Origin of the sequence: Bordetella ansorpii (genome assembly GCF_900078705.1) — a bacterium.
GTDB classification, from domain to species: Bacteria; Pseudomonadota; Gammaproteobacteria; order Burkholderiales; family Burkholderiaceae_B; genus Bordetella; species Bordetella ansorpii_A.
Genome location: NZ_FKIF01000006.1, coordinates 254041 through 280560, shown reverse-complemented (window position 1 = coordinate 280560; position 26520 = coordinate 254041). Strand labels below are relative to the sequence as shown.

Here is a 26520-nt window from a genome sequence, read left to right as displayed (position 1 = left end):
TGCCAGGACTGCCGCGTACTCACTTCTGTGGCAGCACGATTTCGCTAGGCACCCCATCCCTGATCTTCAAGCCGTCGCCAACCGCCATAGCGATGTCACCTCCCTGGACCGTTCCGCATGCAGCGGATCGGTGGCGTCCGCCGCGCGGCCGTGGCGCGGCTTGGCGTCCATGCGCTCCAGCACCTTCAGGCCCGCCGCATCGATCCAGGCCAGCAGGTCGCCCGGGGCGCGCAGTTGCAGGCGCTCGGCCAGGTCGGACATGATCAGCCAGCCTTCGCCATCCGGCGTCAGATGGTCGCGCAAGCCTTGCAGGAAGCCGCGCAACATGCGGCTGTCGGGGTCGTAGACCGCGTGCTCCAGCGGCGATCCGGGCTTGGCCGGCAGCCAGGGCGGGTTGCACACGATCAGCGGCGAGGTGCCGGTGGGGAACAGGTCGGCGCGCTTGACCAGGATGCGTTGCTTCAAGCCCAGGCGGCCCACGTTGTCTTTCGCGCAGGCCAGCGCGCGGTCGTCCTGGTCGGTGGCGATGATGCGTTTCACGCCCAGCTTGGTCAGCACGGCCGCCAGCACGCCGGTGCCCGTACCCACGTCGAACGCCAGTTCGTCGGTGGGAAGCGGCGCGCGGGCGATCAGGTCCAGATACTCGCCGCGCACCGGCGAGAACACGCCATAGTGCGGATGGATGCGCCCGGCCAGCGGGCCGATTTCCACGCCCTTGTGGCGCCACTCGTGCGCGCCGATCAGGCCTTGCAGTTCGCGCAGCGAGATCGCGTAGGCCTCGGCCACGTCGCCATAGACTTCCTGGCAGGCCGCTTGCACGTCGGGCGCGCGCCGCAGCGTGATGGAATGGTCCGCCTGCACCGGCACCAGCAGCATGCCCAGCGTGCGCGCCCGCTGCGCCTGCGCCATGCGATAGCGGTTGAAGCGGTCACGCGGTTCGCCCTCGATGGGCTTGGCGCGCTTGTCGATGCGCCGCGCGATGGCCTGCAGCAACAGCCGCGCGTTCTGGAAGTCGCCTTGCCAGAGCAGCGCGGTGCCCTCGCTGGCCAGCCGGAACGCCGCGTCGGCCGCCAGGGTGTCGTCGGCGGTGATCACGCGCACGGGCGGCGGCAGGCCGCGTTCGGAACGCCAGCGCAACTGATGTTCGGCGCCGGATTCGGTCCAGGTCAGGAGGGGGAAGGGGGATTGTTCAGTCACGGAGTGGTCGACGTCCGCATGCCGGGCGGCACGCAAATGCGGGTAGATGGCGGGAGCGCCGTTTCCGTCATTTTAGCTTGGCGCAGATCGGGGTTCTCGGGCGCCGCGGCCACGGCTGCGGACTCTCGTCCTCGCGCTGCGGACGCGACTTCTCCGCCATGACCGCGGCTCAGGCCGTCTTATACCGGCCTTCGTGCAAGGCACCCCGCATCCGATGGGCAGGATACGTCCGTCGCATTGATGTGCCGGGAGCCGTAGGCGTGCCGGAGAAGTCGCGCCCGCAGCGCGAAAGCGCGAGGACGGGACTTCGCAGGTACGTCTACGGCGTCTTGGGAACTCAACAATACAAGCGCTGCGAGCAAGCGCCGTTGGTCAGTGAAACAACACCACCGCCTTCTGCAACGTGATCCAGATCCCCCAGGCCAACGGGATCCCCACGCAGGCCCACGCCGCCAGCACCAGCGCCATCGGCGTGCGGAACGTCGACGTCGACTGTCCCCGCACCTCGGCTGCCGCCGCCCGCTCGTGCGCCAGCGCCTTCTCGCGCGCCAGTTCCTCGTCCGTCATGAAGTACTTCCTGTCCACGGGCCGGATCGCCAGGTTGCACAGGAAGCCCAGCACCAGCATCCCGGCCAGGATGTACATCGTGATGTCGTACACCTGCGCGCGCGGCACGCCCAGCGACAGCTGGTACTCGCGGATGTAGTTCACCAGCACCGGCCCGAAGATCCCCGCCGCCGACCACGCCGTCAGCAGCCTGCCGTGGATCGCGCCCACCATCTGCGTGCCGAACAGGTCGGCCAGGTAGGCAGGCACCGTGGCGAAGCCGCCGCCGTACATCGACAGGATGATGCAGAACGCGCCCACGAACAGCGCCAGCGACCCGGCATGCGCCGACCACGGAATCGACGCGTACAGCACGAAGCCCAGCACGAAGAAGGTCAGGTAGGTCAGCTTGCGGCCCAGCTTGTCCGACAGGCTGGCCCAGAAGAAGCGGCCGCCGATGTTGAACAGGCTGAGCAGGCCGGTGAAGCCCGCGGCGATGGCGGCGATGGCGGCCAGTTGCGCCTTGTCCAGGTCGGCGTAGCCCAGTTGCGGCTTGTCGATCAGGATGCCGCCGAACACTTCCTGCAGGAGCGGCGAGGCCATGCCCAGGATGCCGATGCCGGCCGTCACGTTCAGGCACAGCACCAGCCACACCAGCCAGAACTGCGGAATGCTCCACACGCGCTTCACGTGCACGTGGCCCTGGGTGATCATGGCGTTGTTCGCCTGGCTGGCGGGCGGCGTCCAGCCTTCCGGCTTCCAGCCCGTGGGCGGCACGCGGTAGCCCATGGCGCCCGACATCATGAACACGAAGTAGATGATCGCCATGGTCAGGAAGGTCTGCCACACGCCGGGCGAAGTGGGCGTGGCGAAGTGGCGCATCAGCAGGTCGGCCAGCGGAGCGCCGATCATCGCGCCGCCGCCGAAGCCCATGATGGCCATGCCGGTCGCCATGCCGCGCCGGTCGGGGAACCACTTGATCAGCGTGCTGACGGGCGAGATATAGCCCAGCCCCAGCCCGATGCCGCCGATCACGCCCGAGCCCAGCCACAGCATCCACATCTGGTGCAGGTAGACGCCGATGGCCGAAACGACCAGGCCGCCGCACCAGCACACGGCCGACACCACGCCGGCCTTGCGCGGGCCGGCGCGTTCCAGCCAGCCGCCCCACAGCGCCGCCGAGCAGCCCAGCAGCACGAAGAACAGCGTGTACATCCAGCCCATCGTGGAAATCTTCCAGTCGCACGAGGTGGTGAACAGTTCGGCCAGCAGGCTCATGTCCTTGGGGCAGGCCAGCGGCGCCGAGCCGCCCACGGCCCGCGACAGCGGCAGCCAGAAGACGGAGAAACCATACGCCATGCCGATGCACAGGTGGATGGCGAGGGCGGCGGGCGGCACCAGCCATCGGCTGAAGCCGGGGCCGGCGATGGTGCGCTCCTTGGCCAGGATGCCCGGGCGCGGGCCCGGCAGGTCGAGCGTGGTGGACTGGCTCATTGTGGGTCTCCTCCTAGGTCGCGGCTGTCTGCCGCTTTTGTATGTAATCGTTCTGCGTCGATGAATCGGATCACGCTGCGCCTTCGGACTGCTGCTTTTCAAGGGGGCGGTATTCTGCCCCGGCCCGGTACGAAGGGGAACGCGGGTGTCGTGCCTAAACCCCGCGCGGCGTCAGGCGGGCGCGTTGCGCCGTCACCGTCGCCAGCACCAGGGGGTGCAATTGCTGCGCGCCGGCGTCGCCGTCCGGATGGTCCGCCAGGAAATCCAGCAGGGCGTGGCGCATGCGCGGTTCCCAGAATTTCTGGATGTGGTTGGCCACGCCTTCGGCGGCTTCGTCGCGGTCGGGCAGGGCCGCGAAGAAATCGCCGATGCGGTTGGCCATGCGGATCAGGTTGCCGATATCCATGTGGGCTGCGCCATTAGGGAACGATGCGTTCGGGATGGGTGTAGATCGACGCGTCGGCCTGCCGCATGAAACCCAGCAGCGTCAGGTTGGCGCGTTGCGCGGTGCGGATGGCCAGCGCCGTGGGGGCGGACACCGCCGCCAGCACGCCGGCGCCGGCCGACGCGGCCTTCTGCACCATTTCGAAGCTGGCGCGGCTGGACACCAGGATCATGCCGGCCGAGGCGTCGCGCCCTTCGCGGGCCAGGGCGCCGATCAGCTTGTCCAGCGCGTTGTGGCGGCCCACGTCCTCGCGCACCCGCTCGATCGTGCCGTCCAGCCGGGCCCAGCCCGCGGCATGGGTGGCGCCGGTCAGGTCGTGCAGGGACTGGCGCGTGCGCATCTCGCGCATGGCCCGCAGCACCGCGCCCACGGCGATCGGCGCGTTGGCCGTGACGGAGGGCACGTCGCGCAGCACTTCGGGCAGGGTCTCGACCCCGCACAGCCCGCAGCCGGTGCGCCCGGCCATGGCGCGCCGGCGCTCGCGCAGGCGCACGGCGCAGGCGGTGGCGATCTCCAGTTCGACCACGATGCCGTCGCATTGCGGCCGCAGTTCGATGCCACGCACGTCCGAGGCGCTGCCGACGATGCCCTCGGTCAGGGCGAAGCCCATCGCGAAGTCCTCCAGGTCGGCCGGCGTGGCCAGCATGGTGGCGTGGCTGATGCCGTTGAACTCCAGCGCCACCGGGGTTTCCTCGGCGACGTGGTCGTCCTGCGGCTTAGGCGCGAGGGCGCCCGCGCGCACGCGGGTGATGCGCACCTGGGCGCTGTCGGTGCGGGGGGCTTGAGAGTCGGGCATGCGGTCCATGGCGGGTAGGCGTTTATTTCCCGCTGAGCGCCGCTTCGTTCTCGCGGGCCCGTTCGCGCAGCAGCTTTTCCTGGATGTCGGAGAAGCGCGTCCATTGGCGCTGCCACTCGGAAGGCTGCGACACGCGGGTCACCTGCACCGCCGTCACCTTGTACTCGGGGCAGTTGGTGGCCCAGTCCGAGTTGTCGGTGGTGACGACGTTGGCGCCCGATTCGGGGAAGTGGAACGTGGTGTATACCACGCCCGGCTGCACCCGGTCGGTGATGATGGCGCGCAGCACGGTCTGGCCCGCCCGGCTCTGGATGCCCACCCAGTCGCCGTCGTCCACGCCACGGTCTTCCGCGTCCTGCGGGTGCATCTCCAGCAGGTCCTCGCTGTGCCAGGCCACGTTGGGCGTGCGGCGCGTCTGCGCGCCCACGTTGTACTGCGACAAGATGCGCCCCGTGGTCAGCAGCAGCGGGAACTTGCGCGTGCTGCGCTCGTCGGTCGGGATGTACTGCGTGATCATGAACTTGCCCTTGCCGCGCACGAAATGGTCGATGTGCATGATGGGCGTGCCCTCGGGCGCATTGTCGTTGCAGGGCCATTGCAGGCTGCCAAGACGGTCCAGCTTCTCGTAGCTCACGCCGGCGAACGTGGGCGTCAGCCGCGCGATCTCTTCCATGATCTGGCGCGGATGCGTGTAGTCCATGCGGTAGCCCAGCGCGTTGGACAGCGCCACCGTCACTTCCCAGTCCGCCTTGCCGTTCCTGGGCTCCATCACCTTGCGCACGCGCGAGATGCGGCGCTCGGCGTTGGTGAAGGTGCCGTCCTTCTCCAGGAACGACGAACCCGGCAGGAACACGTGCGCGTACTTGGCGGTCTCGTTCAGGAACAGGTCCTGCACCACGATGCATTCCATCGAGGCCAGCGCGGCGGCGACGTGCTGCGTGTTCGGATCGGACTGCACGATGTCCTCGCCCTGGCAGTACAGGCCCTTGAAACTGCCGGCCAGCGCCGCCTCGAACATGTTGGGAATGCGCAGGCCCGGCTCGGGCTGCAGCGTCACGCCCCAGTCCGCTTCGAACTGCGCGCGCACCCCGTCGTCCGAGATGTGGCGGTAGCCCGGCAGTTCGTGCGGGAACGAGCCCATGTCGCAAGAGCCCTGCACGTTGTTCTGGCCCCGCAGCGGGTTCACGCCCACGCCTTCGCGGCCGACGTTGCCGGTGGCCATGGCCAGGTTGGCGATACCCATGACGGTGGTCGAGCCCTGGCTGTGTTCGGTCACGCCCAGGCCGTAGTAGATGGAGCCGTTGCCGCCGGTGGCGTACAGCCGCGCGGCGCCGCGCACGGCGTCGGCCGGCACGCCGGTGGTGGCTGCCATCGCCTCGGGCGAATTCTCGGGGCGCGACACGAACTCGCGCCATTCGTTGAAGGCCTTGGTGTCGCAGCGCTCGGCCACGTAGGCCTCGTCGATCAGGCCCTCGGTGGCGATGACGTGCGCCAGCGAGGACAGCAGGGCCACGTTGGTGCCGGGCCGCACCTGCAGGTGGTAGTCGGCCTTGATGTGCGGCGAGCTGACCAGCTCGATGCGGCGCGGGTCGATGACGATCAGCCGCGCGCCCTGGCGCAGGCGCCGCTTCAGGCGCGAGGCGAACACGGGATGGCCGCTGCTGGGGTTGGCGCCCATCACGATCACCACGTCGGTGTGCATCACCGAGTCGAAGGTCTGCGTGCCGGCGGATTCGCCCAGCGTCTGCTTCAGCCCGTAGCCCGTGGGCGAATGGCACACGCGGGCGCAGGTATCGACGTTGTTGGTGCCGAAGGCGGCGCGCACCAGCTTCTGCACCAGCCAGGTCTCTTCGTTGGTGCAGCGCGAGGACGTGATGCCGCCGATGGCGTCGCGGCCGAACTGCCCCTGGATGCGGCGGAATTCCGACGCCGCGTAGCCGATGGCCTCGTCCCACGACACTTCCTGCCACGGATCGCTGATGTGCTTGCGGATCATGGGCTTCAGCACGCGCTCCTTGTGCGTGGCGTAGCCCCAGGCGAAGCGGCCCTTCACGCACGAGTGGCCGCGGTTGGCCTGGCCGTCCTTCCACGGCACCATGCGCACCACTTCCTGGCCCTTCATGTCCGCCTTGAAGGCGCAGCCCACGCCGCAGTAGGCGCAGGTGGTCACCACCGAGTGCTCGGCCTGCCCCATCATGATGACGGTCTTCTCCTGCAGCGTCGCGGTGGGACAGGCCTGCACGCAGGCGCCGCACGACACGCATTCGCTTTCCAGGAAGGCTTCGTCCTGGCCTGCCGACACGCGCGAGTCGAAGCCCTTGCCCGAGATGGTCAGCGCGAAGGTGCCCTGCGTTTCCTCGCAGGCGCGCACGCAGCGGTTGCAGACAATGCACTTGGACGGGTCGTACGTGAAGTACGGATTGGATTCGTCCTTGGCCTCGTGCCGGTGGTTCGCGCCTTCGTAGCCGTACCGCACGTTGCGCAGGCCCACCACGCCGGCCATGTCCTGCAGTTCGCAGTCGCCGTTGGCGGGACAGGTCAGGCAATCGAGCGGATGGTCGGAGATGTACAGTTCCATCACGCCGCGCCGCAGGTCATGCAGCTTGGGCGTCTCGGTGTACACGACCATGCCTTCTTCCACGGGCGTGGTGCACGAGGCGGGATAGCCGCGGCGGCCATCGATCTGCACCAGGCACAGGCGGCACGAGCCGAAGGCTTCCAGGCTGTCGGTGGCGCACAGCTTGGGGATGTTGATGCCGGCCTGCGCGGCGGCGCGCATCACCGAGGAGCCCTCGGGCACCGAGATCTCCTGGCCGTCGATGGTCAGGGTGATCAGCTTTTCGGACACCCGGGCCGGGGTGCCCAGGTCGCGGTCGCGCTTGACGACGGTTTCGAGCATGGCGTGATCTCCTTCAAGCCGCCGTCGTGGCGGCGTGGTCGGCGGACACGCCGAAGTCTTCGGGGAAGTGATTCAGCGCGGACAGCACCGGGTACGGCGCCATCCCGCCCAGCGCGCACAGCGAGCCGCCCAGCATGGTGTCGCACAGGTCGCGCAGCAGATGCACCTGCTGTTCGCGCGCGGGACCGCCCGCGGCGATCTTGTCCAGCGTTTCGACGCCGCGCGTCGATCCGATACGGCAGGGCGTGCACTTGCCGCACGACTCCACCGCGCAGAACGCCATGGCGTAGCGGGCCATGCGCAGCATGTCGACGCTGTCGTCGAAGGCCACCAGGCCACCGTGGCCGATCATGGCCGAGATCTTGGCATAGGCCTCGTAGTCCAGCGGCACGTCCCATTGCGATTCGGGCAGGTAGGCGCCCAGCGGTCCGCCCACCTGCACCGCGCGCAATGGCCGCCCGGTGGCGCTGCCGCCGCCGAAGCCGTACAGCAGGTCGCGCAGCGTCAGGCCGAAGGCCTTTTCCACCAGCCCGCCGTGCTTCAGGTTGCCGGCCAGCTGGAAGGGCAGGGTGCCCTGCGAGCGGCCCACGCCGTAGTTTCGGTAGAAGGCCGCGCCGCGCGCCAGGATGATGGGCACGGAGGCCAGCGAGATCACGTTGTTGATGACGGTGGGCTTGCCGAACAGGCCGCGCATGGCGGGCAGCGGCGGCTTGGCGCGCACCACGCCGCGCTTGCCTTCCAGGCTTTCCAGCAGCGAGGTCTCTTCGCCGCAGATGTAGGCGCCCGCGCCCTTGCGCACTTCCAGGTCGAAGCGCCGCCCGCTGCCGTGCGCGTCGTCGCCCAGCCAGCCGGCGTCGCGGGCGCGCTCGATGGCGGCTTCCAGCGTGGCGATGGCGTGCGGATACTCGGAGCGCACGTAGAGGTAGCCCATCGTCGCCTGCACGGCCAGGCCGGCGATGGTCATGCCTTCGATCAGCACGTACGGATCGCCTTCCATCAGCAGCCGGTCGGCGAAGGTGCCCGAGTCGCCCTCGTCGGCATTGCACACGATGTACTTCTGGTCGGCGGGCGAGGACAGCACCGTCTTCCACTTGATGCCCGTGGGAAAGGCCGCGCCGCCCCGGCCGCGCAGGCCGGATTGCGTGACTTCGTCCACGATCGCCTGCGGCGTCATGCCGATGGCGCGGCGCACGCCCGCCATGCCGCCGTGGGCCAGGTAGTCCTCGGTGGACAGCGGGTCGGTGATGCCGACCCGCGCGAAGGTCAGGCGCTCCTGGTTCTTCAGGTAGGGAATGTCGTCGGTGAGGCCGTGGCACAGCGCGTGCGCGCCGCCTTGCAGCCAGCCCGCATCGAACAGGGCCGGCACGTCCTCGGGCTGCACAGGGCCATAGGCGATGCGGCCGGCCGGTGTCGCCACCTCGACCAGCGGTTCGAGCCACAGCAGGCCGCGCGAGCCGTTGCGCACCAGTTTCACGGCCTGGCCGCGTTGCTTCGCCTCGTGCTCGATGGCCGTGGCGACCGCGTCGGCGTCCATGGCCAGCGCGGCGGCATCGCGGGGAAGGTAGAGGGTGACGGGATTCATTGCACACCCTCCGCGTCGCGCGCCGCGTCCAGCAGGCGGTCCAGGCGGGCCGGCGTGACCCGCGCGTGCGGCCGGCCGTCCAGCATCACCGCGGGCGACTGGGCGCACAGGCCCAGGCAATAGACCGGTTCGAGCGTGAAGGCGCCGTCGCCGCTGGTGGCATGGAAATCGCAGCCCAGGCGTTCGCGGGCATGGTCGGCCAGGCGCTCGGCGCCCAGGGCCTGGCAGGATTCGGCGCGGCACACCGCCAACGTGTGCCGGCCATGCGGCGCCTGGCGGAAATGCGGATAGAAAGTGATGACGCCGTGCACTTCGGCCCGGGACAGGTGCAGCGCCTCGGCGATCAGCGCCACCGTCTCGGGCGGAATACAGCCCAGGTCTTCCTGGATGCCGTGCAGGATGGGCAGCAGCGCGCCGGGCTGGTCTTTCAACCGGGCCAGCACGCGCGCGGCGGCGGCGATGTCGGCGGATTCGGACGACTGGGCATCCGCCAGGGATTGCGGGCCCCCGCGGGCGGCGCCCGTGGACGACAGATCGGACCTGGCCTCGCGCTGGCGCATGGCTTGTCTCCTTTATGGCCCGCCTTCGGACGGGTCCTGTTCGTGATTGCCTTGGCGTCTGTGCGTGATTAATATGCTTGAAAAAACATATTAATAAAGTCGAGACCCCGATGGCGCTAACTCTAATCCTGAAATTTCAGCGTCTCAATAAGAAATAAATGACATATAAGTTCCAACTGGGCCTGCGCCCGCAATGGCTGCTGTCCGGCACGCCCGAAGACGGCGACCTGCCGCTGCAGGACGTGCTGGCGCTGTTGTCGGCCATCGACGCCACCGGCAACATCGCCGGCGCCTGCCGCGCCTGTGGGCTGTCGTACCGGCATGCCTGGGGCGTGCTGCGCCGTTTCGAGGGCATCTTCGGCACCCAGTTGCTGATCACCAAGCGCCGCCAGGGCACCACCCTGTCCGAATTCGCGCAGCGGCTCCTGTGGGCCAATCGGCGCATCGAAGCCCGCCTGATGCCCACGCTGGAAAGCATGGCATCCGAGTTGCAGGAGGAACTGCAGCGCCTCCTGCCGCAAAGCGTGCCGCACCTGCGCCTGCATGCCAGCCACGGCTTCGCCGTCGAGGCGCTGATGCAGCACATGGGCGGCCGCAGCCCCGGCCTGGAACTGCGCTACCGCACGGCCATCGAGGCGCTGGCCTCGCTGGAGCGCCGCGAATGCGACCTGGCTGGTTTCCAGATCCCCTGCGGCGATTTCGAGGCCGCCATCATGTCCCGCTACGCCGCCTGGCTGCACCCCGACGACTACCTGCTGATCCACCTGGCCACGCGCAGCACCGGCCTGTTCGTGCAGCCCGGGAACCCCAAGCACATCGACGGCATGGCCGACCTGGCGCGCCCCGACGTCCGCTTCGTCAACCGCCAGATCGGTTCCAGCACGCGCTACCTGGTCGGCGTGATGCTGGAGCGCGCAGGGGTCTCGATCAGCCAGGTGCAGGGGTACGAAACCAACGAGTTCACCCACATGGCGATCGCCGCGCACATCGCCAGCGGCATGGCGGATACCGGGGTGGGCGTGGAAACGGCAGCCTGGCGGTTCGGGCTGGATTTCATCCCGCTGGTGCGCGAGCGCTACTTCTTCGCCATCCGGAAGACGTCGCTGGACACGCCCGCCATGCAGGACCTGCTGGCCATCATGCGCAGCGCGGAGTACGTCGGGTATGTCGGGCAACTGATCGGCTATGACGCCACGGAAACCGGCCGCCTGCAGACGATACGAGAGGCCTTCCCAACGACAAGGCAGTGACGACAAGGCACTGAGGCCGGAAAACCCGGGACAGCGCCAGCCATGGACCATGACGGAGCGTTCGCGCCCGCCGCGCTATGATTTCCCCATGACGAAAGTGATTTTCCTGGCCGATCGCCGTCCAAACGACGGCACAGCAGCGTTCCCCGCCGGTCCCGTGCCCGCGCCGGGCCAGGACCTGCTCGACCGCCGGGCCAGGCCGCTGCGCGACCTGCGCATCTCGGTCACCGACCGCTGCAATTTCCGCTGCACCTATTGCATGCCGCGCGAAGTGTTCGACGGCAACTACACCTTCATGCCGCATTCCGCGCTGCTCAGCTTCGAGGAGATCGCGCGGCTGGCCGGCGTGTTCGCCCGGCAGGGCACGGAGAAGATCCGGCTTACCGGCGGCGAACCCCTGCTGCGCAAGAACATCGAGACGCTCGTCGGGTTGCTGGCCGAGCTGCGCACGCCGGAAGGACGGCCGCTGGACCTGACCTTGACCACCAACGGCGTGCTGCTGGCCCGCAAGGCGCGCGCGCTGAAAGCGGCGGGCCTGAACCGCGTCACCGTCAGCCTCGACGCGCTCGATCCCACCCTGTTCGCGCGCATGAGCGACAGCCAGTTCACGCCCGATGACGTGCTGCGCGGCATCGATGCCGCAGCCGAGGCGGGGCTGTCGCCCGTGAAGATCAACATGGTGGTGCGGCGCGGCGTCAACGACGACCAGGTCGTGGCCATGGCGCGGCGTTTCCGCAATACCGGACACGTGCTGCGCTTCATCGAATACATGGACGTCGGCAGCACCAATGGCTGGAACCTGACCGAGGTGCTGCCCAGCGCCGACGTGCTGGCGCGCATCGGCTCGGTGTGGCCCCTGGCGCCGCTGCAGACCGATCCCATGGGCCGCGTGGCCGAGCGCTGGCGCTACCTGGACGGCGGCGGCGAGATCGGCGTCATCTCCAGCGTGTCGCATGCCTTCTGCGAAGGCTGTACGCGCGCGCGCCTGTCGCCCGAGGGCAAGCTGTTCCTGTGCCTGTTCGCCACGCAGGGCCACGACCTGCGCGACCCGCTGCGCTCAGGCGCATCCGACGAACAATTGGCCGCGCGCCTGGCGTCGGTCTGGGGGGCGCGCGCCGACAACTATTCCGAGCGGCGCGCGGGGCATGCGTCGGATTCCGATCCGGCGGGGCCCGCGCCGCGCAAGGTCGAGATGAGCTACATCGGTGGCTGAGCGCCCATCGTCCCGGGCCGGCATCGGCGGCCTGATCCTGGCGGGCGGACGCGGTGCGCGGCTGGGCGAGGCCGACAAGGGCTGGCTGGAGCTGGCCGGCGTGCCGCTGGTGCGGCGCGTGGCGCTGCGCCTGGCGCCGCAGGTCGAGGGCCTGCTGATCAGCGCCAACCGCAATCTCGAACGTTATGCGGCCGTGGGCAGGGTATTGTCCGACGATGACGGCCTGCCGGCCTGGTCAGGCCCGTTGGCGGGCGTCGCGGCGGGCCTGGCGGCCTGGCCGGGGCGTTGGCTGGTCACCGCATCTTGCGATACGCCGTTCCTGCCCGCCGATCTGGCGCCACGCCTGGTGCGCGCGGCGCAGGCGCAAGGCGCGCCCATCGCCGTGGCCTGCGCGCAGGGCCGCCGGCATTCGGTGTGCATGGCGGTCCGCACGGACCAGGCGCCCGGACTGCGCGACTATCTGCTGGCCGGAGACCGCAAGGTCGAGCTATGGCAGCAACGCGCGGGCGTGATCGACGTGGCCTTCGACGATGCCGCCCCGCATGCCTTCCTGAACATCAATACGGCGCAGGAGCTGTCGGAAGCCGGGCGTTACGCCGCAGACTCCTAGGCCAGCCAGTGCCGCAGGTCGTAGTAGGGCACCTGTGCGCCGTCCTGCACCAGCACATCGGCCGGCAGACGGGCCAGCCCGGTCGCCCACGGCAGGGAACTGATGACGCCCGATCCCTGATTGCCGTAAGGCGTCAGTTCCATGCCGCCATCCGGCAGCGCATGCGCCTGCACCCGCACGAACTCCTCGCGGCTGTCCTGGCGCGGCCGTTCGATGCGCAGCGCGGCGCGCGACAGTGGCGGATGGATCTCGGTGCGGCCCTGCATGCGGCGCAGCATCGGCGACACCAGCACGGCGAACACCGCGTAGGCGGACACCGGGTTGCCCGGCAGGCACACCAGCGGCGTGCCTTCGATGCGGGCCAGCGCCACCGGCTTGCCCGGCTTCATGCGTACCTTCCACAGCGTCAGTTCGCCGCCCAGGGATTCGATGGCGGGCTTGACCAGGTCTTTCTCGCCCACCGACACGCCGCCCACGCTCAGCACCAGGTCGCAGTCGTCCACCAGCGTCTGCAACGCGGCCTGCAGGTCGGACTCTTCATCGCGGGCGTGCAGCGCCTGCGTCAGCTCGGCGCCGATGCCGCGCACCAGCGCGCCCAGCATGCTGGCGTTCGAGTTGTAGATCTGCTGGGTGGCGCGCGCGGCGCCCGGCGGCACCAGTTCGTCGCCCGTGGTCAGCACGCCCACGCGCAGCTTCGCGTAGACCTGCACGTCCGCCAGGCCCTGCGAGGCCAGCAGCGCCACGTGCGCGGCCTGCAGCACGGTGCCCGCGGCCAGCAGCGGCCGGCCCGCGCGGGTATCCTCGCCACGGCGGCGGATGTGCTGGCCCAGCGCGCGGGGCGCTTCGGTGATCTCGACGTGGCCGTCGGCCTCGCGCGTGTCTTCCTGGACGATGACCGTGTCGGCGCCTTCCGGAATCAGGCTGCCGGTGAACAGGCGCGCGGCCTGGCCGGGCGCCAGCGGCCGGGGCATGTCGCCCGCGTAGATGCGCTGCTGGATGGGCAGGCGCGCGCCGGGCTGGTAGTCGGCATGGCGGATGGCGTAGCCGTCCATGGCGCTGTTGTCCGCCGGCGGCAGATCAAGCGTGGCGTCCAGCGGGACGGCCAGCACGCGGCCCGGTGCCTCGGCCAGCGAGACGGTTTCGGTGCGGGTGGGAGCGGGCGCGGCGTCGGCCAACTGGGCCTGTGCCTGATCGAATTCGAGCATGGAGAAACCTGGGGATGCCTGTTGTACGAAGGGAGACCGCGCACCGGCCGGCGGTGGCCGGGCGAGCTCAGGCCGGGTTGGCGCGGCGATGCAGATGGGTGGCGAAGTTGCAGGGCTTGTAGCTGCTGTCCAGTTGCTCGCGGATGATGTGCGTCCAGGCCAGGGCCACGGCGTCGTTCGATCCGGGCATGCAGAAGATGACCGTATCGTTGGCGTGGCCCGCCAGCGCCCGGGATTGGATCGTCGAACTGCCGACCTCGGCATACGACAACTGGCGGAACAGTTCACCGAAGCCCGCGATTTCCTTGTCGAACAGCGGCGCCACCGCCTCGGGCACCGAGTTCTTGTGCGAGAAGCCCGTGCCGCCCGAGGTCAGGATGACCTGCACCGCGGGGTCGGCGATCCAGTCGCTGATCACGCGGCGGATCTGATACAGGTTCTCGGGCACGATGTCGCGCCTGACGCAGACGTGGCCGGCCTGCGCCAGGCTCTGCGCCAGCAGGTTGCCCGAGGTGTCGTCGCCCGCCGTACGCTTGTCGCTGACCGTCAGCACGGCGCAGCCCAGCGAGATGAGGTCTGTCATGGTCGTTCCTTGGGGGGACCGCCGGCCTCCCAGGCCTGGGTCCGGTCGTCGTCTGCCTGGCGTTGCTCGACCCAGAACTGTTGGCCGGAAGCGAGGGTCTCGCGCTTCCAGAAGGGCGCGCGCGTCTTCAGCGCGTCGATGATGTACTCGCAGCCGCGGAAGGCATCGCCGCGATGGGCGCTGGCCGTGGCGACGAACACGATCTGGGCCTCGCGGGACAGCGCGCCGACGCGATGCACGATGACCGTGCCGGCCAGGTTCCAGCGCTGGCGCGCGGTGGCGGCGATGCTGTCCAGTTCGCGCTCGCACATGCCCGGATAGTGTTCGAGGTACAGCGTGCCGGTGGGCTGGTCGGGCGAGAAGTCGCGCACGTAGCCCGTGAACGTGACCAGCGCGCCGGCCTGGGCGCCCGTGCGGGCGCGCAGTCCGGCCGTCAGCGCGGCGGCGTCGAAATCGGCTTCCTGCACCTGGATCATGGCGTCAGCCTCCGGTGACCGGCTCGAAGATGGCCACCTCGTCGCCCGGTTGCACCGGCTCGGTGCTCTTGGCGTGTTCGTGGTTGATGGCCAGCCGCAGGCGCGGGGCGGGCCCCAGTTGGGGATAGCGCTGCTGCAGTTCGGCCAGCAATTGCGCGCCCGTGGTGACGCCGGAAATCGGCCAGCTTTCCGAGCGCTTGCCGATCAGTTCCGCCACGCGGGCGAAGTAGAGCAGATTAACCGTTGCGCCATTCACCGCTTTTTCCTCCGGCCTTGTATTCCAGGCGTATCTGTTCGATGACGATGCCCTTGTCGGCGGCCTTGCACATGTCGTAGATGGTGAGCGCGGCCACGCTGCAGGCGGTCATGGCTTCCATCTCGACGCCGGTCTTGTACTGCGTGCGGCAGGTGGCGCGGATTTCGACGGCGTGGGCGTCGTCCAGCAGGCCGAAGTCGATGCCGACGAAGGCCAGGGGCAGGCTGTGGCACAGCGGGATCAGCTCGGCGCAGCGCTTGGCGGCCAGCACGGCGGCCACGCGGGCGGTATTGAGCACTTCGCCCTTGCCCTGGCCGGGGGCGGTCAGCAGGCCATAGGCGTGGGCATTCATGCGCACGCGGCCGTATGCGATCGCCACGCGATCGGTGTCCGACTTGGCGCCGACGTCGACCATGCGGACCTGGCCGGAATCATCCAGGTGGCTGAGCGTGGGAGGGGACGACATAGGGATATTCTGATCGAGCAGGGGTGGGTTCGTTGGACGGCTTCGCCAGGGAAGCCGCCTTGTCGCGCCTATGATAGACGAGCCAGGGACGGGGCGCGATAATCCCCCGCAGTCCATGTCGGGAGATCGCGCAATGCCGCTGCGGATGCCGGGCGCCGGGTTTGGCCGCCGTATCGCGACAGTCATCCTGGTCCTTGCGCTGGCCATGCTGGCCTTGCTGGGCTTGTCGGCATGGCTGGTGCCCTACGTGGTGCGCGGCGCGCTGACCGATGACGTGTCCGCCATGCTGGGCCGCCAGATATCCGTGGGCCACATCGGGTTCAACCCCTTCACGCTGACGCTGCGCGCGCACGAACTGTCCATCGCGCAGCCCGGCGCCGCGCCCTTGCTGGAAGTGGTCGAGCTGGACGTCAGCGCCTCGTGGGCCTCGCTGGTGCGCGCGGCGCCGGTGGTCGACCGGGTACGCGTCAGCCAGCCCAAGCTGACCCTGGTGCGCGAGGACGCGGCGCGCTTCAATTTCTCCGATATCCCGCAGCGCCTGGCCGAGCAGGCCGCCGCCCGCCCGCCCAGCCCGCCCGACGGCGGCCTGCCGCGCTTCTCCCTGAGCAACGTGGTGCTGGAAGGCGGCGCGATCAGCCTGGACGACCGGGTCACGGGCCGCCGGCAGGTCATCGACGATCTGCGGATCGGCCTGCCCTTCATCTCCACGTTCCGCCACGCCACCGAGATCGACGTGCTGCCCCGCGTGCATCTGCGCATCAACGGCAGCGTCTTCGAACTGGGCGGCACGGCCCGGCCTTTCGACACGACGCCGTCCTATAGCCTGAACCTGAAGTTCGACGGACTCGACCTGGAAAAGTGGGCGGACGTGTGGCCCGTGAAACTGCCGGTCAAGCTGGAAAAGGGGCTGCTGGATTCGAATCTGCAAGTGCTGTTCGAACAGCCTGCCGACACGGCGCCGCGCATCCGGGTGCAGGGCGAGGCGGGCGTGCGCGGCCTGGACCTGCGCGAAGCGGGCGGCGCGCCGCTGCTGGCCTGGCAGTCGCTGCGGGTGCAGGGCATCGCCTTCGAGCCGCTGGCGGGCACGCTGGACATGCATCTGGTGCAGTTGGCGCGTGCCCAGGCGCTGGTGCAGCGCGATGCGAACCGGCAATTGAACTGGTCCAGGGTAGTGAACGCGCTGGCCCATGTGGGGGCGCCCGCGTCCGGGGCCAGGCCCGCCGAGCCACCGCCCTGGAAAATCCACGTCGCCGGCATCGGCCTGACCGATGCCGCCGTCCGGGTGCGCGACGAGCCGACTGGCCTGGACTACCCGCTGGACGGACTGTCCGTGGCCATCGAGGAAGTGGCTTTCCCGCAGGCCGCCGGCCAGCCCATGCGCGTCTGGGCATACATGGACAATCCCGCCGACGGCAGCCGCTTGCGGCTGGCCACGCCGGTAACGCTGCAACCGCTGGCGCTGGACGCGGACCTGACGGTCGAGCGGCTGTCCCTGGCGCCTTTCGCGGGCCTGGTGCGGGGCCAGTCCCCCGTGCAACTGCTGGATGGCCGCCTCGGCGCGCAGGCGCGCGTGATGCTGGCCGGCACGCAGGTATCCGCGCAGGACCTGAAGGTGGAACTGGCCAACCTGTCGCTGCGCGACGAGGGCGTCACCCCTTCCATCCCGATCGCGTTGGGCAGCCTGGCGCTGACCGCCGATCATGTGGCGCTGGGTTCGCGGCCCACGGCTTTCACGCTGAAGGCCACCGGCCTGCAAGGCGGCGCCAGCCTCGCCCTGCGGGGCACCCTGGTGCCGCAGCCGCTGTCCGTCAAGACTTCCGTCGACCTGGCGGGCCTGGACCTGACGCCGTTCGCGCCCTATGCGGCCTCCAGCCTGAACGCCACGGTGCGCAGCGTCTCGGTGGCTGCGCGCGGCCAGGCCGAGTTCGCGGCGGCCAATGGCGCAACGCCCATGCGCGCCGCTTGGCGCGGCGCGCTGGACGTCAACGACCTGAACCTCGAAGACCGCGTCAACCAGGCCGACTTCCTGAACTGGAAGCACCTGGGCCTGTCCGGCATGGACCTGTCGCTGGCGGGCGAGCGCATCGGCGCGAACCTGGGCGACGTCGTGCTGGAAGATTTCTACGGCAACGTGCTGCTCAATGCCGAGGGCCGCCTGAACGTGCTGGACCTGGTGGCCGAGCCGGGCCAGGCCGCGGGGTCCATCACGCAGGACACGCAGACCCGTGCGCGTGGGCCCGCCGCCGCGCCTGCCGCGCGTCAGGCGCGGGCCTTGCCCGACATCGCCGTCGCCAGCGTGACGCTCAAGCGCGGCCGCATGACGTTCAACGACCGCTTCGTCAAGCCCAACTATTCGGCGGAACTGTCCCGCATCGAGGGCACGGTGTCGGGCGTCTCGTCCACCCGGCCCGCGCCGGCCCGCGTCAACGTGGGCGGCCGCGTCTACGGCAGCGCCCCGTTCTCGGTCTCGGGCAGCGTGCAGCCGTTCGAGAAATTCCTGTCGCTCGACCTGAAGGCGGCGGCCAAGGGCGTGGACCTGCCGCGCTTCACCACGTATTCCGCAAAGTACGTGGGCTATCCGATCAAGCGGGGCAAGCTGTCGCTGGACGTGCACTACCAGATCAGGAACCGCGAACTGCAGGCCAGCAACCGCCTGGTGCTGAACCAGCTGACTTTCGGCGACAAGACGGACAGCGCCGACGCCATCCAGTTGCCGGTGCTGCTGGCCGTGGCGCTGCTCAAGGACAGCCAGGGCAATATCGACCTGGACCTGCCGGTGTCGGGTTCGCTGGACGATCCGCGGTTCTCGGTGGGCGGGCTGGTGTGGCGCGTGGTGTCGAACCTGCTGGGCAAGGCCATCGCCTCGCCATTCCGATTGCTGGCCTCGGCTTTCGGCGGCGGCGGTGAGGAGCTGTCTTTCATCGCTTTCGAGCCGGGCAGCGCGGAACTGGCGGGCGATGCGCGGCAACGCATCGATACGCTGGCAAAAGCCTTGAACGACCGTCCCGCATTGAAACTGGACGTGACGGGCCGGGCCGATCCGGCCACCGACGAATCCGCGCTGCGTCACGCCTGGCTGGAGGCGCAGATGCGCCAGGCCAAGCTGCGCGATACCGCCAGCCGGACCCGGACGCCCGACGCGGCAAGCGTCCGGCTGTCGGCCGAGGATCGAACCAGGTACCTGGAAAAGGTCTACGATGCCACGGATCTGAAGGACAAGCCCAGGAACTTCATCGGCCTGTCCAAGTCCATCCCGGCGGCGCAGATGGAAACCATGCTGCTGGATGCCGCGCCCATCGGGCCGCAGGCCTTGCGCGATCTGGCCGAGGCGCGCGCGCGGGCCGTCTACGAACCGTTGCAGGCGCAGGGGCCGGCCGACCGCATCTTCGTGGTCGAGCCCAGGCTCGATGCCCAGGGCATCGAGGATGGCGGTCCGCCCACGCGTGTCGATTTCTCGCTGCAGTAATTCCCTTAGTCACTACCGGAGGCTCGCACCACCATGGAAGTCAAGGATCCCGAATTCGACAGCCTGTTGCCCCCGCTGCGCGTGTCGCGCCGCGGTTTCATTGTCACCAGCGTGGCCTCGGGCTTCGCGCTGGCGGCTGGCCAGGCCAACGCGCAGACCGCCATCCACACCGATGCCAGCGGGCTGACCGCCGGCAAGGTGCAGATCCCCACCACCGACGGCAACATGCCGGCCTATCGCGCGGCGCCGGCGGGCAAGAAGAACCTGCCCACTCTCCTGGTGGTGTCCGAGATATTCGGCGTGCACGAGTACATCCAGGACGTGTGCCGCCGCCTGGCGCACGCGGGTTATCTGGCCGTCGCGCCCGAACTGTTCGCGCGGCACGGCGACCCGTCCAAGTACACGGACATCCCCACGCTGCGCAAGGAAGTCGTGGACAAGGCCGGCGATGCCCAGGTCATGGCCGATCTGGACGCCACCGCCAAATGGGCCGCCACCGAAGGCGGCGCGGCCGAGAAACTGGGCATCGTGGGTTTCTGCTGGGGCGGCCGCAATGTGTGGCTGTACAGCGCGCACAATCCCAGGCTGAAGGCCGGCGCGGCCTGGTACGGCCAGTTGGGCGGCCAGCCCAGCGAGCTCAAGCCCGCCTCGGCGCTCAGCCTGGTCGACAAGCTGAACGCCCCGGTGCTGGGCGCCTACGGCGGCAAGGACGCCGGCATTCCGCTGGAAGACGTGGACAGGATGCGCGCCGCCCTGGCCAAGGGCCCCGAGGCCGCGCGCGCCTCGCGCATCGACGTCTATCCCGACGTGGGCCATGCCTTCCATGCCGACTACCGTCCCAGCTACAGCAAGACCGAGGCCGAGCAGGCGTGGAAGCGCATGATGGACTGGTTCGCCACGCACGGCCTGCCGGCCGGTCGCGGCTCGGCCTGAGCGCAGCCCCGTCACGCTCGTTCGAGGCCGTTGCGGGCCGTTGCGGCGCGGTGCCGGCCTTGCCCAGAGGCATGCCCAGGGGCAAGACCGGTTTCCGGTCGTTGCAGCTTGCAGCATCACGGGCCATGTCGCCCGGCGAGTCGATCTATGATTGAGGCGGCGGACACGGCGAAGTGCCGTGCTCCCATTTCCCCATCACGGAGAGGTCCATGACCATCAAAGTCGGCGATCGCGTGCCCGAAGGCACGCTGACCGAATTCATCGAAACCGAAACCGAGGGCTGCCAGCTCGGTCCGAACGCCTTCCAGGTTTCCGACCTGGTGCGAGGCAAGAAGATCGCGCTGTTCGCCGTGCCGGGCGCCTTCACGCCGACCTGCTCGGCCAAGCACCTGCCCGGCTTCGTCGCCAAGGCAGAGCAACTGCGCGAAAAGGGCGTGGACGAAGTGTGGTGCGTGTCGGTCAACGACGCCTTCGTGATGGGCGCCTGGGGCCGCGAGCAGCAGGCCGCCGGCAAGGTGCGCATGCTGGCCGACGGCTCCGCGCTGTGGACGCGCGAACTGGGCCTGGAACTGGACCTGACGCAGCGCGGCATGGGCGTGCGCTCGCAGCGTTATTCCGCCCTGATCGAGGACGGCGTGGTCAAGGCGCTCAACGTCGAGGCCCCCGGCAAGTTCGAGGTCAGCGACGTCGACACGATGCTGTCGCAAGCCTGATTCCTTTCCGTCGCACCCACGGCCGGGTACGCCATGCGCGTCCCGGCCGGCAATCCCGCCGCGTACCGGCCGAGTTGCCATGATTTCCACATTCTCGACGTTTTCCCCGCTATACAGCGCCACCTTGCTGATGCTGGTCGGCACGGGCCTGTTCAATACCTACATGGGCCTGCGGCTGTCGCAGGCCGAGGTCAGCGAGACCTGGATCGGCCTGCTGATGGCCGGTTACTACTTCGGCCTGGTCTGCGGCGCGCGCCTGGGCCACAAGCTGATCATCCGGGTCGGCCACATACGGGCCTTCTCGGCCTGCGCGGCCATCGCCACCAGCATGATCCTGGGCCAGATGCTGATCGACGATCCCCTCTACTGGCTGCCGCTGCGCATCGTCGCCGGCGTGGTGATGGTGACCGAGCTGATGGTCATCGAAAGCTGGCTGAACGAACAGACCGAGAACAGCCAGCGCGGGCGCGTGTTCTCCCTCTACATGGCCGTGTCCGGCCTGGGCACCGTGCTGGGCCAGTTGGCGCTGACGCTGTACGCCGACATGGACAACGGCCCGCTGACGCTGGTGGCCATGTGCATGGTGCTGTGCCTGGTGCCGATCGCCATCACCGCCCGCTCGCATCCGCCCACGCCCTTGCCCGCGCCGCTGGACCTGCGCTTCTACCTGAAGCGCGTGCCGCTGTCGCTGACGGTGCTGTTCGTGGCGGGCAACCTGTCCGGCGCGTTCTACGGCCTGGCGCCGGTGTTCGCGCTGAAGTACGGCCTGACGACCTCGCAGATCGCGGTGTTCGTGGCGTCCGCCGTCACCTGCGGCCTGCTGTCGCAATGGCCGATGGGCTGGCTGTCCGACCGCATCAACCGCGCGGGCCTGATCCGCTTCAACGCCGCCTTGCTGGTGCTGCTGCCGGTGGCGATGTGGGGCTTCGTCACGCTGCCGTACTGGCTGCTGATCGCGCTGTCCTGCGTGTTCGGCGTGTTGCAGTTCACCCTCTACCCGCTGGGCGCCGCCTTCGCCAACGACCACGTCGAGCCGCAGCGCCGCGTCAGCCTCAGCGCCATCCTGCTGATGACCTACGGGGTGGGCGCCTGCCTGGGACCGCTGATCGCGGGCTTCCTGATGTCGGTGGGCGGGCCGGCGATGTACTACGTGTTCATTTCGGCCTGCGCAGTCATCCTGGTCTGGCGCGTGCAGCCGGGCCGCGTCACCGGCGCGCACCAGGTCGATGAAGCGCCCACGCACTTCGTGCCCATGCCGGATTCGCTGCAGAGCTCGCCCGCGTCGGTCACGCTGGACCCGCGGGTCGATCCCGAATTGGACACCACCATGGAAATGGCCGAGCCCCAGGCCGACGTGGTGACGCCGCCGGCATCCGCCACGGAATCACCGCCAGCGCCCGAGGCCGGGACGGCGCCCGGGGACGATGCGGCGGTGTCGCAGGCGCGGGAAGCGGCCGATGCCGCGACGTCGGAAGCGTTGATCCCCGGCGCCGAAACGCCCCTGCAGCGGCCTCGCGCCGATGCGTGATCCGCCGTGACGTTATTCGAACAGGTCGCCGCTGCCCGCGCCCGGCCGCCCGGCGGGCACCGCCAGCCCCAGGTGTTGCCACGTCGTCCGCGTGGCCATGCGGCCGCGCGAGGTGCGCTGCAGGTAGCCGTGCTGGATCAGGTAGGGTTCGATCACGTCCTCGATGGTGTCGCGCTCTTCGCCGATGGCCGCGGCCAGGCTGTCCACGCCCACCGGGCCGCCGTCGAACTTGTGCACGATGGCTTCCAGCAGCTTGCGGTCCATCAGGTCCAGGCCCTGCGGATCGACCTCCAGCATGGACAGCGCGCGGCCGGCCACGTCGGCGTCGATGACGCCGCCCGCCTTCACTTCGGCATAGTCGCGCACGCGGCGCAGCAGGCGATTGGCGATACGCGGCGTGCCGCGCGCGCGGCGCGCCACTTCCTGGGCGCCCTCGGGGGTGATGGTGGCATTGAGCAGGCCGGCGCTGCGCGTGACGATGCGCGACAGGTCGGCCACGTCGTAGAACTCCAGCCGCGAGACGATGCCGAAGCGGTCGCGCAGCGGATTGGTCAGCATGCCCGCGCGCGTGGTGGCGCCCACCAGCGTGAACGGCTGCAGGTCTAGCTTGACGCTGCGCGCCGCCGGGCCTTCGCCGATCAGGATGTCGATCTGGAAGTCTTCCAGGGCGGGATACAGGATTTCCTCGACGACCGGCGACAGCCGGTGGATCTCGTCGATGAACAGGACGTCGTTGCGTTCCAGGTTGGTCAGCAGCGCGGCCAGGTCGCCAGGGCGCTCCAGCACGGGGCCGGAGGTCTGGCGCAGTTGCACGCCCATTTCGTGCGCGATGATGTGCGCCAGCGTGGTCTTGCCCAGGCCGGGCGGGCCGAACAGCAGCACGTGGTCCAGCGATTCGTTGCGCCCGCGGGCCGCCGCGATGAAGATTTCCAGTTGTTCGCGCGCGCGCGCCTGCCCCACGTACTCTTGCAGCGCTTTCGGGCGCAGGGCGCGTTCGATGGATTCCTCGTTGGGCGAGGTCGGCTGCGGCGCGACCAGTCGGGGCGCGTCGGGCAGGGAGGAAAGCGAGTCGTTCTGGATGGCCATGGTTCGTAGCGCGGGCGGATGCGCGGGGTCATGGTACACCACGGCATCTTTTGCGAACGTGTGCATACGGGCGGCCACGGGCGGGCGCTTGTACAGGCGCGGTAAGGCGGGCGCGCGCAGGGGACGCATGGCGGGTGCGCAGCTTGGCGTGCATGCCCGGGCACCGGTCGCGGCGCACCCTCGCAGCCGTGCATGCGTCAGGCGTATCATCCCGTTTTGCCCTTTTCCCGACACGCCCAGGATCATCATGCCGACCGCCCTGCCCACGTATTCCGACGTCGTCCGCGCCAGCGAAGTGCTGGCGGGTGTTGCGCACCGCACTCCGGTTCTCACTTCGGCCACGGCCGATGCGCTGGCCGGCGCCAGGCTGTATTTCAAGGCCGAGAACCTGCAGCGCATGGGTGCGTTCAAGTTCCGCGGCGGTTACTTCGCCATCTCGCAGCTCTCGCCCGGGCAGCGCGCGGCCGGCGTCATCACCTTCTCGTCGGGCAACCACGCCCAGGCCATCGCGCTGAGCGCGCGCCTTCAGGGCGTCCAGGCCACCATCGTCATGCCCGAGGACGCGCCGGCCGCCAAGAAGGCCGCCACGCAGGGCTACGGCGGCAACGTCGTCACCTACGACCGCTACAAGGAAGACCGCGAGGCCGTGGCCCGCGCCATCCAGGAGAAGACCGGGGCCTCGCTGATCCCGCCGTATGACCACCCCGACGTCATCGCCGGCCAGGGCACGGCCGCCAAGGAATTGTTCGAGGAAGTGGGCGACTTGGACTACCTGTTCGTCTGCCTGGGCGGCGGCGGCCTGCTGTCGGGCTCGCTGCTGTCGGCCAAGGCGCTGTCGCCGTCGTGCAAGGTCTATGGCGTCGAGCCCGAGGCCGGAAACGATGGCCAGCAGTCGCTGCGCAAGGGCGAAGTGGTGCGCATCCCCACGCCCAAGACCCTGGCCGATGGCGCGGCCACCACACACCTGGGCGACCTGACTTTCCCCATCATCCGCGAGCACGTCACCGACATCCTCACCGTGACCGACGAGCAACTGGCCCAGACCATGCGCATGTTCGCCGAGCGCATGAAGATCGTCGTCGAGCCCACCGGCTGCCTGGCCGCCGCTGCCGTGCTGAACAAGCGGGTGGCGATCCCCGAGGGCGCGCGCGTCGGCGTCATCCTCAGCGGCGGCAACGTCGACCTGGCCAATTACGGCCGTCTGGTGGCGGCCTGATCCATCTGTCCCCGAAGGGTTTAAACATATGAAATATCAGGGGTTTTGCGGTAAGATAACAAGATGTTCTCAATGCCGAAAACCGCTGATGCCGCGCCGGAAACCGTAGCCGTTTCCCTGGTGGCGGAACAGGAGCAGATCGAACGCATGGCGGCCATCCGCAGCGCGCTGGCCAGCCAACGTATCGAAGGTCTCGAACCCGATCCCCGTGCCGTGGCCGATGCCGAACGATGGGCCCGCGGCGAAATCACCATCGGCGCCGCCGTCGCGGATTTCAAGATGCGGGTCCGGTTAGACATGCCATGAAGTACGCCGGAGACCGTGGCGATCCCTACCTGTATCCGGGTACGGAAGTGCTGCGCAATCTCCTGGGTATCAAAAGCCAGGGTGCGCTCGACAAGGTCGAGTCCACCCTTTCTTTTTTACGGGCCGCCGAACTGCGCGAGCGCCCCGTGGCGGGCCGGTTCGACCTGACCCATCTGCTGAAGATCCACGAACGCCTGTTCGGCGACGTCTACGATTGGGCCGGCCAGGTGCGCCATGTCGAGATCACCAAGGGACAGACCATGTTCGCGCGCCGCCTGATGATCGAAAGCGCGGCGGGGCAGTTGTTCGAGCAACTGGCCGGCGAAGATTATCTGCAGGGGCTGGACGTGGACCGTTTCAGCATCCGCGCGGGGCATTACCTGGGCGAGATCAACGTGCTGCACCCCTTTCGCGAGGGCAATGGCCGCACCCAGCGCGAGTTCATCGGGCAACTGGCGCGCCAGGCCGGCCATCGTGCCGACTGGAGCGCGGTGGGGCAGGCCGAGATGGTGCGCGCGTCGATCCAGGCGTATAACGGCGATTCAAGTGGGCTGGCGCGGTTGATACGCGCCAGCCTGGGCGCTGCCGCGCAGCCTTAGCCAGTGCGTGCGCAGGCACGCCGGTTGCGGCAACCCGATCCAACCGGGATGGAACAGCCCGGCCTACCACACGAACCAGGAGCGACCACGCATGCGTATCCTAGTCATCGGCGGAACCGGCTTCATCGGCCGCCACCTCGCGGCGCGGCTGTCAGCCGATGGACACCAGTTGCTGGTGCCCACGCGGCGCTATGCCAACGGGCGCGACCTGCAGGTGCTGCCCGCGGTCACGCTGATCCAGGCCGACGTGCACGACGATGCCGAACTCGACCGCCTGATGGTCCAGTGCGGCGCCGTGGTCAATCTCGTGGGCGTGTTGCACGGCGGGCATGGCAAGCCGTATGGCGAGGGCTTTTCCCGCTCGCACGTGCAGCTGCCGCGGCGTATCGCGCAGGCCTGCCGCCGCAATGGGGTGGCGCGCCTGCTGCACATGAGCGCCCTGGGGGCGGATGCGCAGGGTCCGAGCATGTACGCGCGCTCCAAGGGCGATGGCGAGCATGCGGTGAAGACCGAGCTGCAAGGGTGGGAGGGCGGATGGACCATTTTTCGTCCATCCGTCGTGTTCGGTCCCGACGATAATTTCACCAACCTCTTTGCCCGTCTGGCGCGATGGTTTCCCGTGCTGCCGATGGCGGGCGCGGGGGCGCGCATCCAGCCGGTGTATGTCAGCGACGTGGCGTCGGCCATGGCCAATGCGCTGCGCCGCACCGAGACCTGGGGCCAGGCCTATGAACTGTGCGGTCCGCAGGTTCACACCCTGGGCGACGTCGTCAGGCTCTGTGCGATCTGGAGCGGCCATCCGCGGCGGGTCGTGGACGTCCCCATGGGCCTGGGCAAGATCCAGGCGGGATTCTTCGAAATGCTGCCAGGTACGCCGCTGATGTCGCGCGACAACCTGGATTCGCTGACCGTGGACAATGTGTGTCCCCAGGGAATGTCGCCCGACCTCGGCGTGATTCCCACGCCGCTGGAGGCCGTGGCGCCGGGCTACCTGAAGCGCGGCGGGCAGCCGGCGCAGACGGGGCTGCCGTAGCCTGCCGTTCCAGGGGATACCGGCTTGCGGTGCGCCGCGATGATGGCGAAGCCCGCAGGTGT

The 26520-nt window shown here is 69.0% G+C and carries 24 protein-coding genes; 11 read left to right on the top strand and 13 right to left on the bottom strand.

Translation table 11 applies throughout. From position 1 onward, the window contains the following. Positions 1–66: 66 nt before the first annotated feature. The 7 genes from A6745_RS11685 to A6745_RS11655 all read right to left on the bottom strand — a co-directional run bounded on the left by A6745_RS11685 (position 67) and on the right by A6745_RS11655 (position 9519). Positions 67–1197, bottom strand: a complete 1131-nt coding sequence (locus tag A6745_RS11685) for a 50S ribosomal protein L11 methyltransferase (RefSeq protein WP_066128742.1) — start codon at positions 1195–1197, stop codon at positions 67–69. A 372-nt stretch (positions 1198–1569) separates the two neighbouring features. Then, positions 1570–3237 (bottom strand): OFA family MFS transporter, encoded by a 1668-nt coding sequence (locus A6745_RS11680; protein WP_066127103.1) that lies wholly within the window; start codon positions 3235–3237, stop codon positions 1570–1572. Positions 3238–3391: 154 nt separating this feature from the next. Beyond that, entirely contained in the window at positions 3392–3643 is a 252-nt protein-coding gene (locus A6745_RS11675; protein WP_066127101.1) for a formate dehydrogenase subunit delta, read from the bottom strand. Between the two features lie 13 nt (positions 3644–3656). Next, complete coding sequence (gene fdhD, locus A6745_RS11670) at positions 3657–4487, bottom strand: formate dehydrogenase accessory sulfurtransferase FdhD (RefSeq protein ID WP_066127097.1); 831 nt, start codon at positions 4485–4487, stop codon at positions 3657–3659. A gap of 13 nt (positions 4488–4500) precedes the next feature. Continuing rightward, the gene (gene fdhF / locus A6745_RS11665) at positions 4501–7377 is read right to left on the bottom strand and encodes a formate dehydrogenase subunit alpha (protein WP_066127095.1); all 2877 of its coding nucleotides are present in this window, start codon (positions 7375–7377) and stop codon (positions 4501–4503) included. 13 nt (positions 7378–7390) lie between these two features. Beyond that, positions 7391–8959, bottom strand: coding sequence for a formate dehydrogenase beta subunit (locus tag A6745_RS11660; protein WP_066127091.1), 1569 nt, complete (start codon positions 8957–8959; stop codon positions 7391–7393). Beyond that, entirely contained in the window at positions 8956–9519 is a 564-nt protein-coding gene (locus tag A6745_RS11655) for a formate dehydrogenase subunit gamma (protein WP_066127089.1), read from the bottom strand. The genes A6745_RS11660 and A6745_RS11655 overlap by 4 nt, the downstream gene beginning before the upstream one ends. Positions 9520–9677: 158 nt before the next feature. Here A6745_RS11655 and A6745_RS11650 point away from each other — a divergent pair, with 158 nt between their 5' ends. From A6745_RS11650 to mobA, 3 genes are all read left to right on the top strand, one after another. Then, positions 9678–10769, top strand: coding sequence for a substrate-binding domain-containing protein (locus tag A6745_RS11650; protein WP_066127086.1), 1092 nt, complete (start codon positions 9678–9680; stop codon positions 10767–10769). Positions 10770–10857: 88 nt separating this feature from the next. Next, complete coding sequence (gene moaA, locus A6745_RS11645) at positions 10858–11982, top strand: GTP 3',8-cyclase MoaA (RefSeq protein ID WP_066128739.1); 1125 nt, start codon at positions 10858–10860, stop codon at positions 11980–11982. Then, complete coding sequence (gene mobA / locus A6745_RS11640) at positions 11975–12592, top strand: molybdenum cofactor guanylyltransferase MobA (RefSeq protein WP_066127083.1); 618 nt, start codon at positions 11975–11977, stop codon at positions 12590–12592. Before moaA ends, mobA begins: the two co-directional genes overlap by 8 nt. Here mobA and A6745_RS11635 read toward each other — a convergent pair. The 5 genes from A6745_RS11635 to moaC form a co-directional block, all read right to left on the bottom strand. Beyond that, a complete protein-coding gene (locus A6745_RS11635) occupies positions 12589–13797 on the bottom strand; it encodes a molybdopterin molybdotransferase MoeA (RefSeq protein ID WP_066127079.1) in 1209 nt (402 codons plus the stop codon). The two genes, mobA and A6745_RS11635, sit on opposite strands and share 4 nt — an antisense overlap. Positions 13798–13864: 67 nt before the next feature. Continuing rightward, positions 13865–14380, bottom strand: coding sequence for a molybdenum cofactor biosynthesis protein B (moaB, locus tag A6745_RS11630; protein WP_066127074.1), 516 nt, complete (start codon positions 14378–14380; stop codon positions 13865–13867). Beyond that, positions 14377–14856 (bottom strand): molybdenum cofactor biosynthesis protein MoaE, encoded by a 480-nt coding sequence (locus tag A6745_RS11625; RefSeq protein WP_066127073.1) that lies wholly within the window; start codon positions 14854–14856, stop codon positions 14377–14379. The genes moaB and A6745_RS11625 overlap by 4 nt, the downstream gene beginning before the upstream one ends. Before the next feature lie 4 nt (positions 14857–14860). Then, positions 14861–15112 (bottom strand): MoaD/ThiS family protein, encoded by a 252-nt coding sequence (locus A6745_RS11620; protein ID WP_066127070.1) that lies wholly within the window; start codon positions 15110–15112, stop codon positions 14861–14863. Further along, positions 15093–15578 carry a cyclic pyranopterin monophosphate synthase MoaC gene (moaC, locus tag A6745_RS11615; RefSeq protein WP_066127067.1) on the bottom strand — a complete coding sequence of 162 codons (486 nt, stop codon included), beginning with the start codon at positions 15576–15578 and terminating at the stop codon, positions 15093–15095. The genes A6745_RS11620 and moaC overlap by 20 nt, the downstream gene beginning before the upstream one ends. 133 nt (positions 15579–15711) lie before the next feature. Between moaC and A6745_RS11610 the strand changes: the two genes are divergently transcribed. The 4 genes from A6745_RS11610 (at position 15712) to A6745_RS11595 (ending at position 22218) form a co-directional block, all read left to right on the top strand. Further along, positions 15712–19044 carry a DUF748 domain-containing protein gene (locus A6745_RS11610; protein WP_066127064.1) on the top strand — a complete coding sequence of 1111 codons (3333 nt, stop codon included), beginning with the start codon at positions 15712–15714 and terminating at the stop codon, positions 19042–19044. Between the two features lie 33 nt (positions 19045–19077). Then, positions 19078–19977, top strand: coding sequence for a dienelactone hydrolase family protein (locus A6745_RS11605; protein WP_066127058.1), 900 nt, complete (start codon positions 19078–19080; stop codon positions 19975–19977). 209 nt (positions 19978–20186) lie between these two features. Beyond that, positions 20187–20690 (top strand): peroxiredoxin, encoded by a 504-nt coding sequence (locus A6745_RS11600; RefSeq protein ID WP_066127055.1) that lies wholly within the window; start codon positions 20187–20189, stop codon positions 20688–20690. Between the two features lie 79 nt (positions 20691–20769). Continuing rightward, the gene (locus A6745_RS11595; protein ID WP_066127052.1) at positions 20770–22218 is read left to right on the top strand and encodes an MFS transporter; all 1449 of its coding nucleotides are present in this window, start codon (positions 20770–20772) and stop codon (positions 22216–22218) included. Between the two features lie 12 nt (positions 22219–22230). On the opposite strand, the gene ruvB is transcribed toward A6745_RS11595, so the two are convergent. Next, positions 22231–23304: a Holliday junction branch migration DNA helicase RuvB gene (ruvB, locus tag A6745_RS11590; protein ID WP_066128738.1), complete on the bottom strand. Its 1074-nt coding sequence runs from the start codon at positions 23302–23304 to the stop codon at positions 22231–22233. 247 nt (positions 23305–23551) lie between these two features. Between ruvB and A6745_RS11585 the strand changes: the two genes are divergently transcribed. The 4 genes from A6745_RS11585 to A6745_RS11570 all read left to right on the top strand — a co-directional run bounded on the left by A6745_RS11585 (position 23552) and on the right by A6745_RS11570 (position 26458). Next, entirely contained in the window at positions 23552–24520 is a 969-nt protein-coding gene (locus tag A6745_RS11585) for a threo-3-hydroxy-L-aspartate ammonia-lyase (RefSeq protein WP_066127048.1), read from the top strand. Between the two features lie 72 nt (positions 24521–24592). Beyond that, positions 24593–24826 carry an antitoxin VbhA family protein gene (locus A6745_RS11580; protein WP_231885977.1) on the top strand — a complete coding sequence of 78 codons (234 nt, stop codon included), beginning with the start codon at positions 24593–24595 and terminating at the stop codon, positions 24824–24826. Further along, a complete protein-coding gene (locus A6745_RS11575; RefSeq protein WP_066127047.1) occupies positions 24823–25425 on the top strand; it encodes a Fic/DOC family protein in 603 nt (200 codons plus the stop codon). The genes A6745_RS11580 and A6745_RS11575 overlap by 4 nt, the downstream gene beginning before the upstream one ends. A 91-nt stretch (positions 25426–25516) precedes the next feature. After that, entirely contained in the window at positions 25517–26458 is a 942-nt protein-coding gene (locus tag A6745_RS11570; RefSeq protein WP_066127043.1) for a complex I NDUFA9 subunit family protein, read from the top strand. Positions 26459–26520 lie beyond the last annotated feature (62 nt).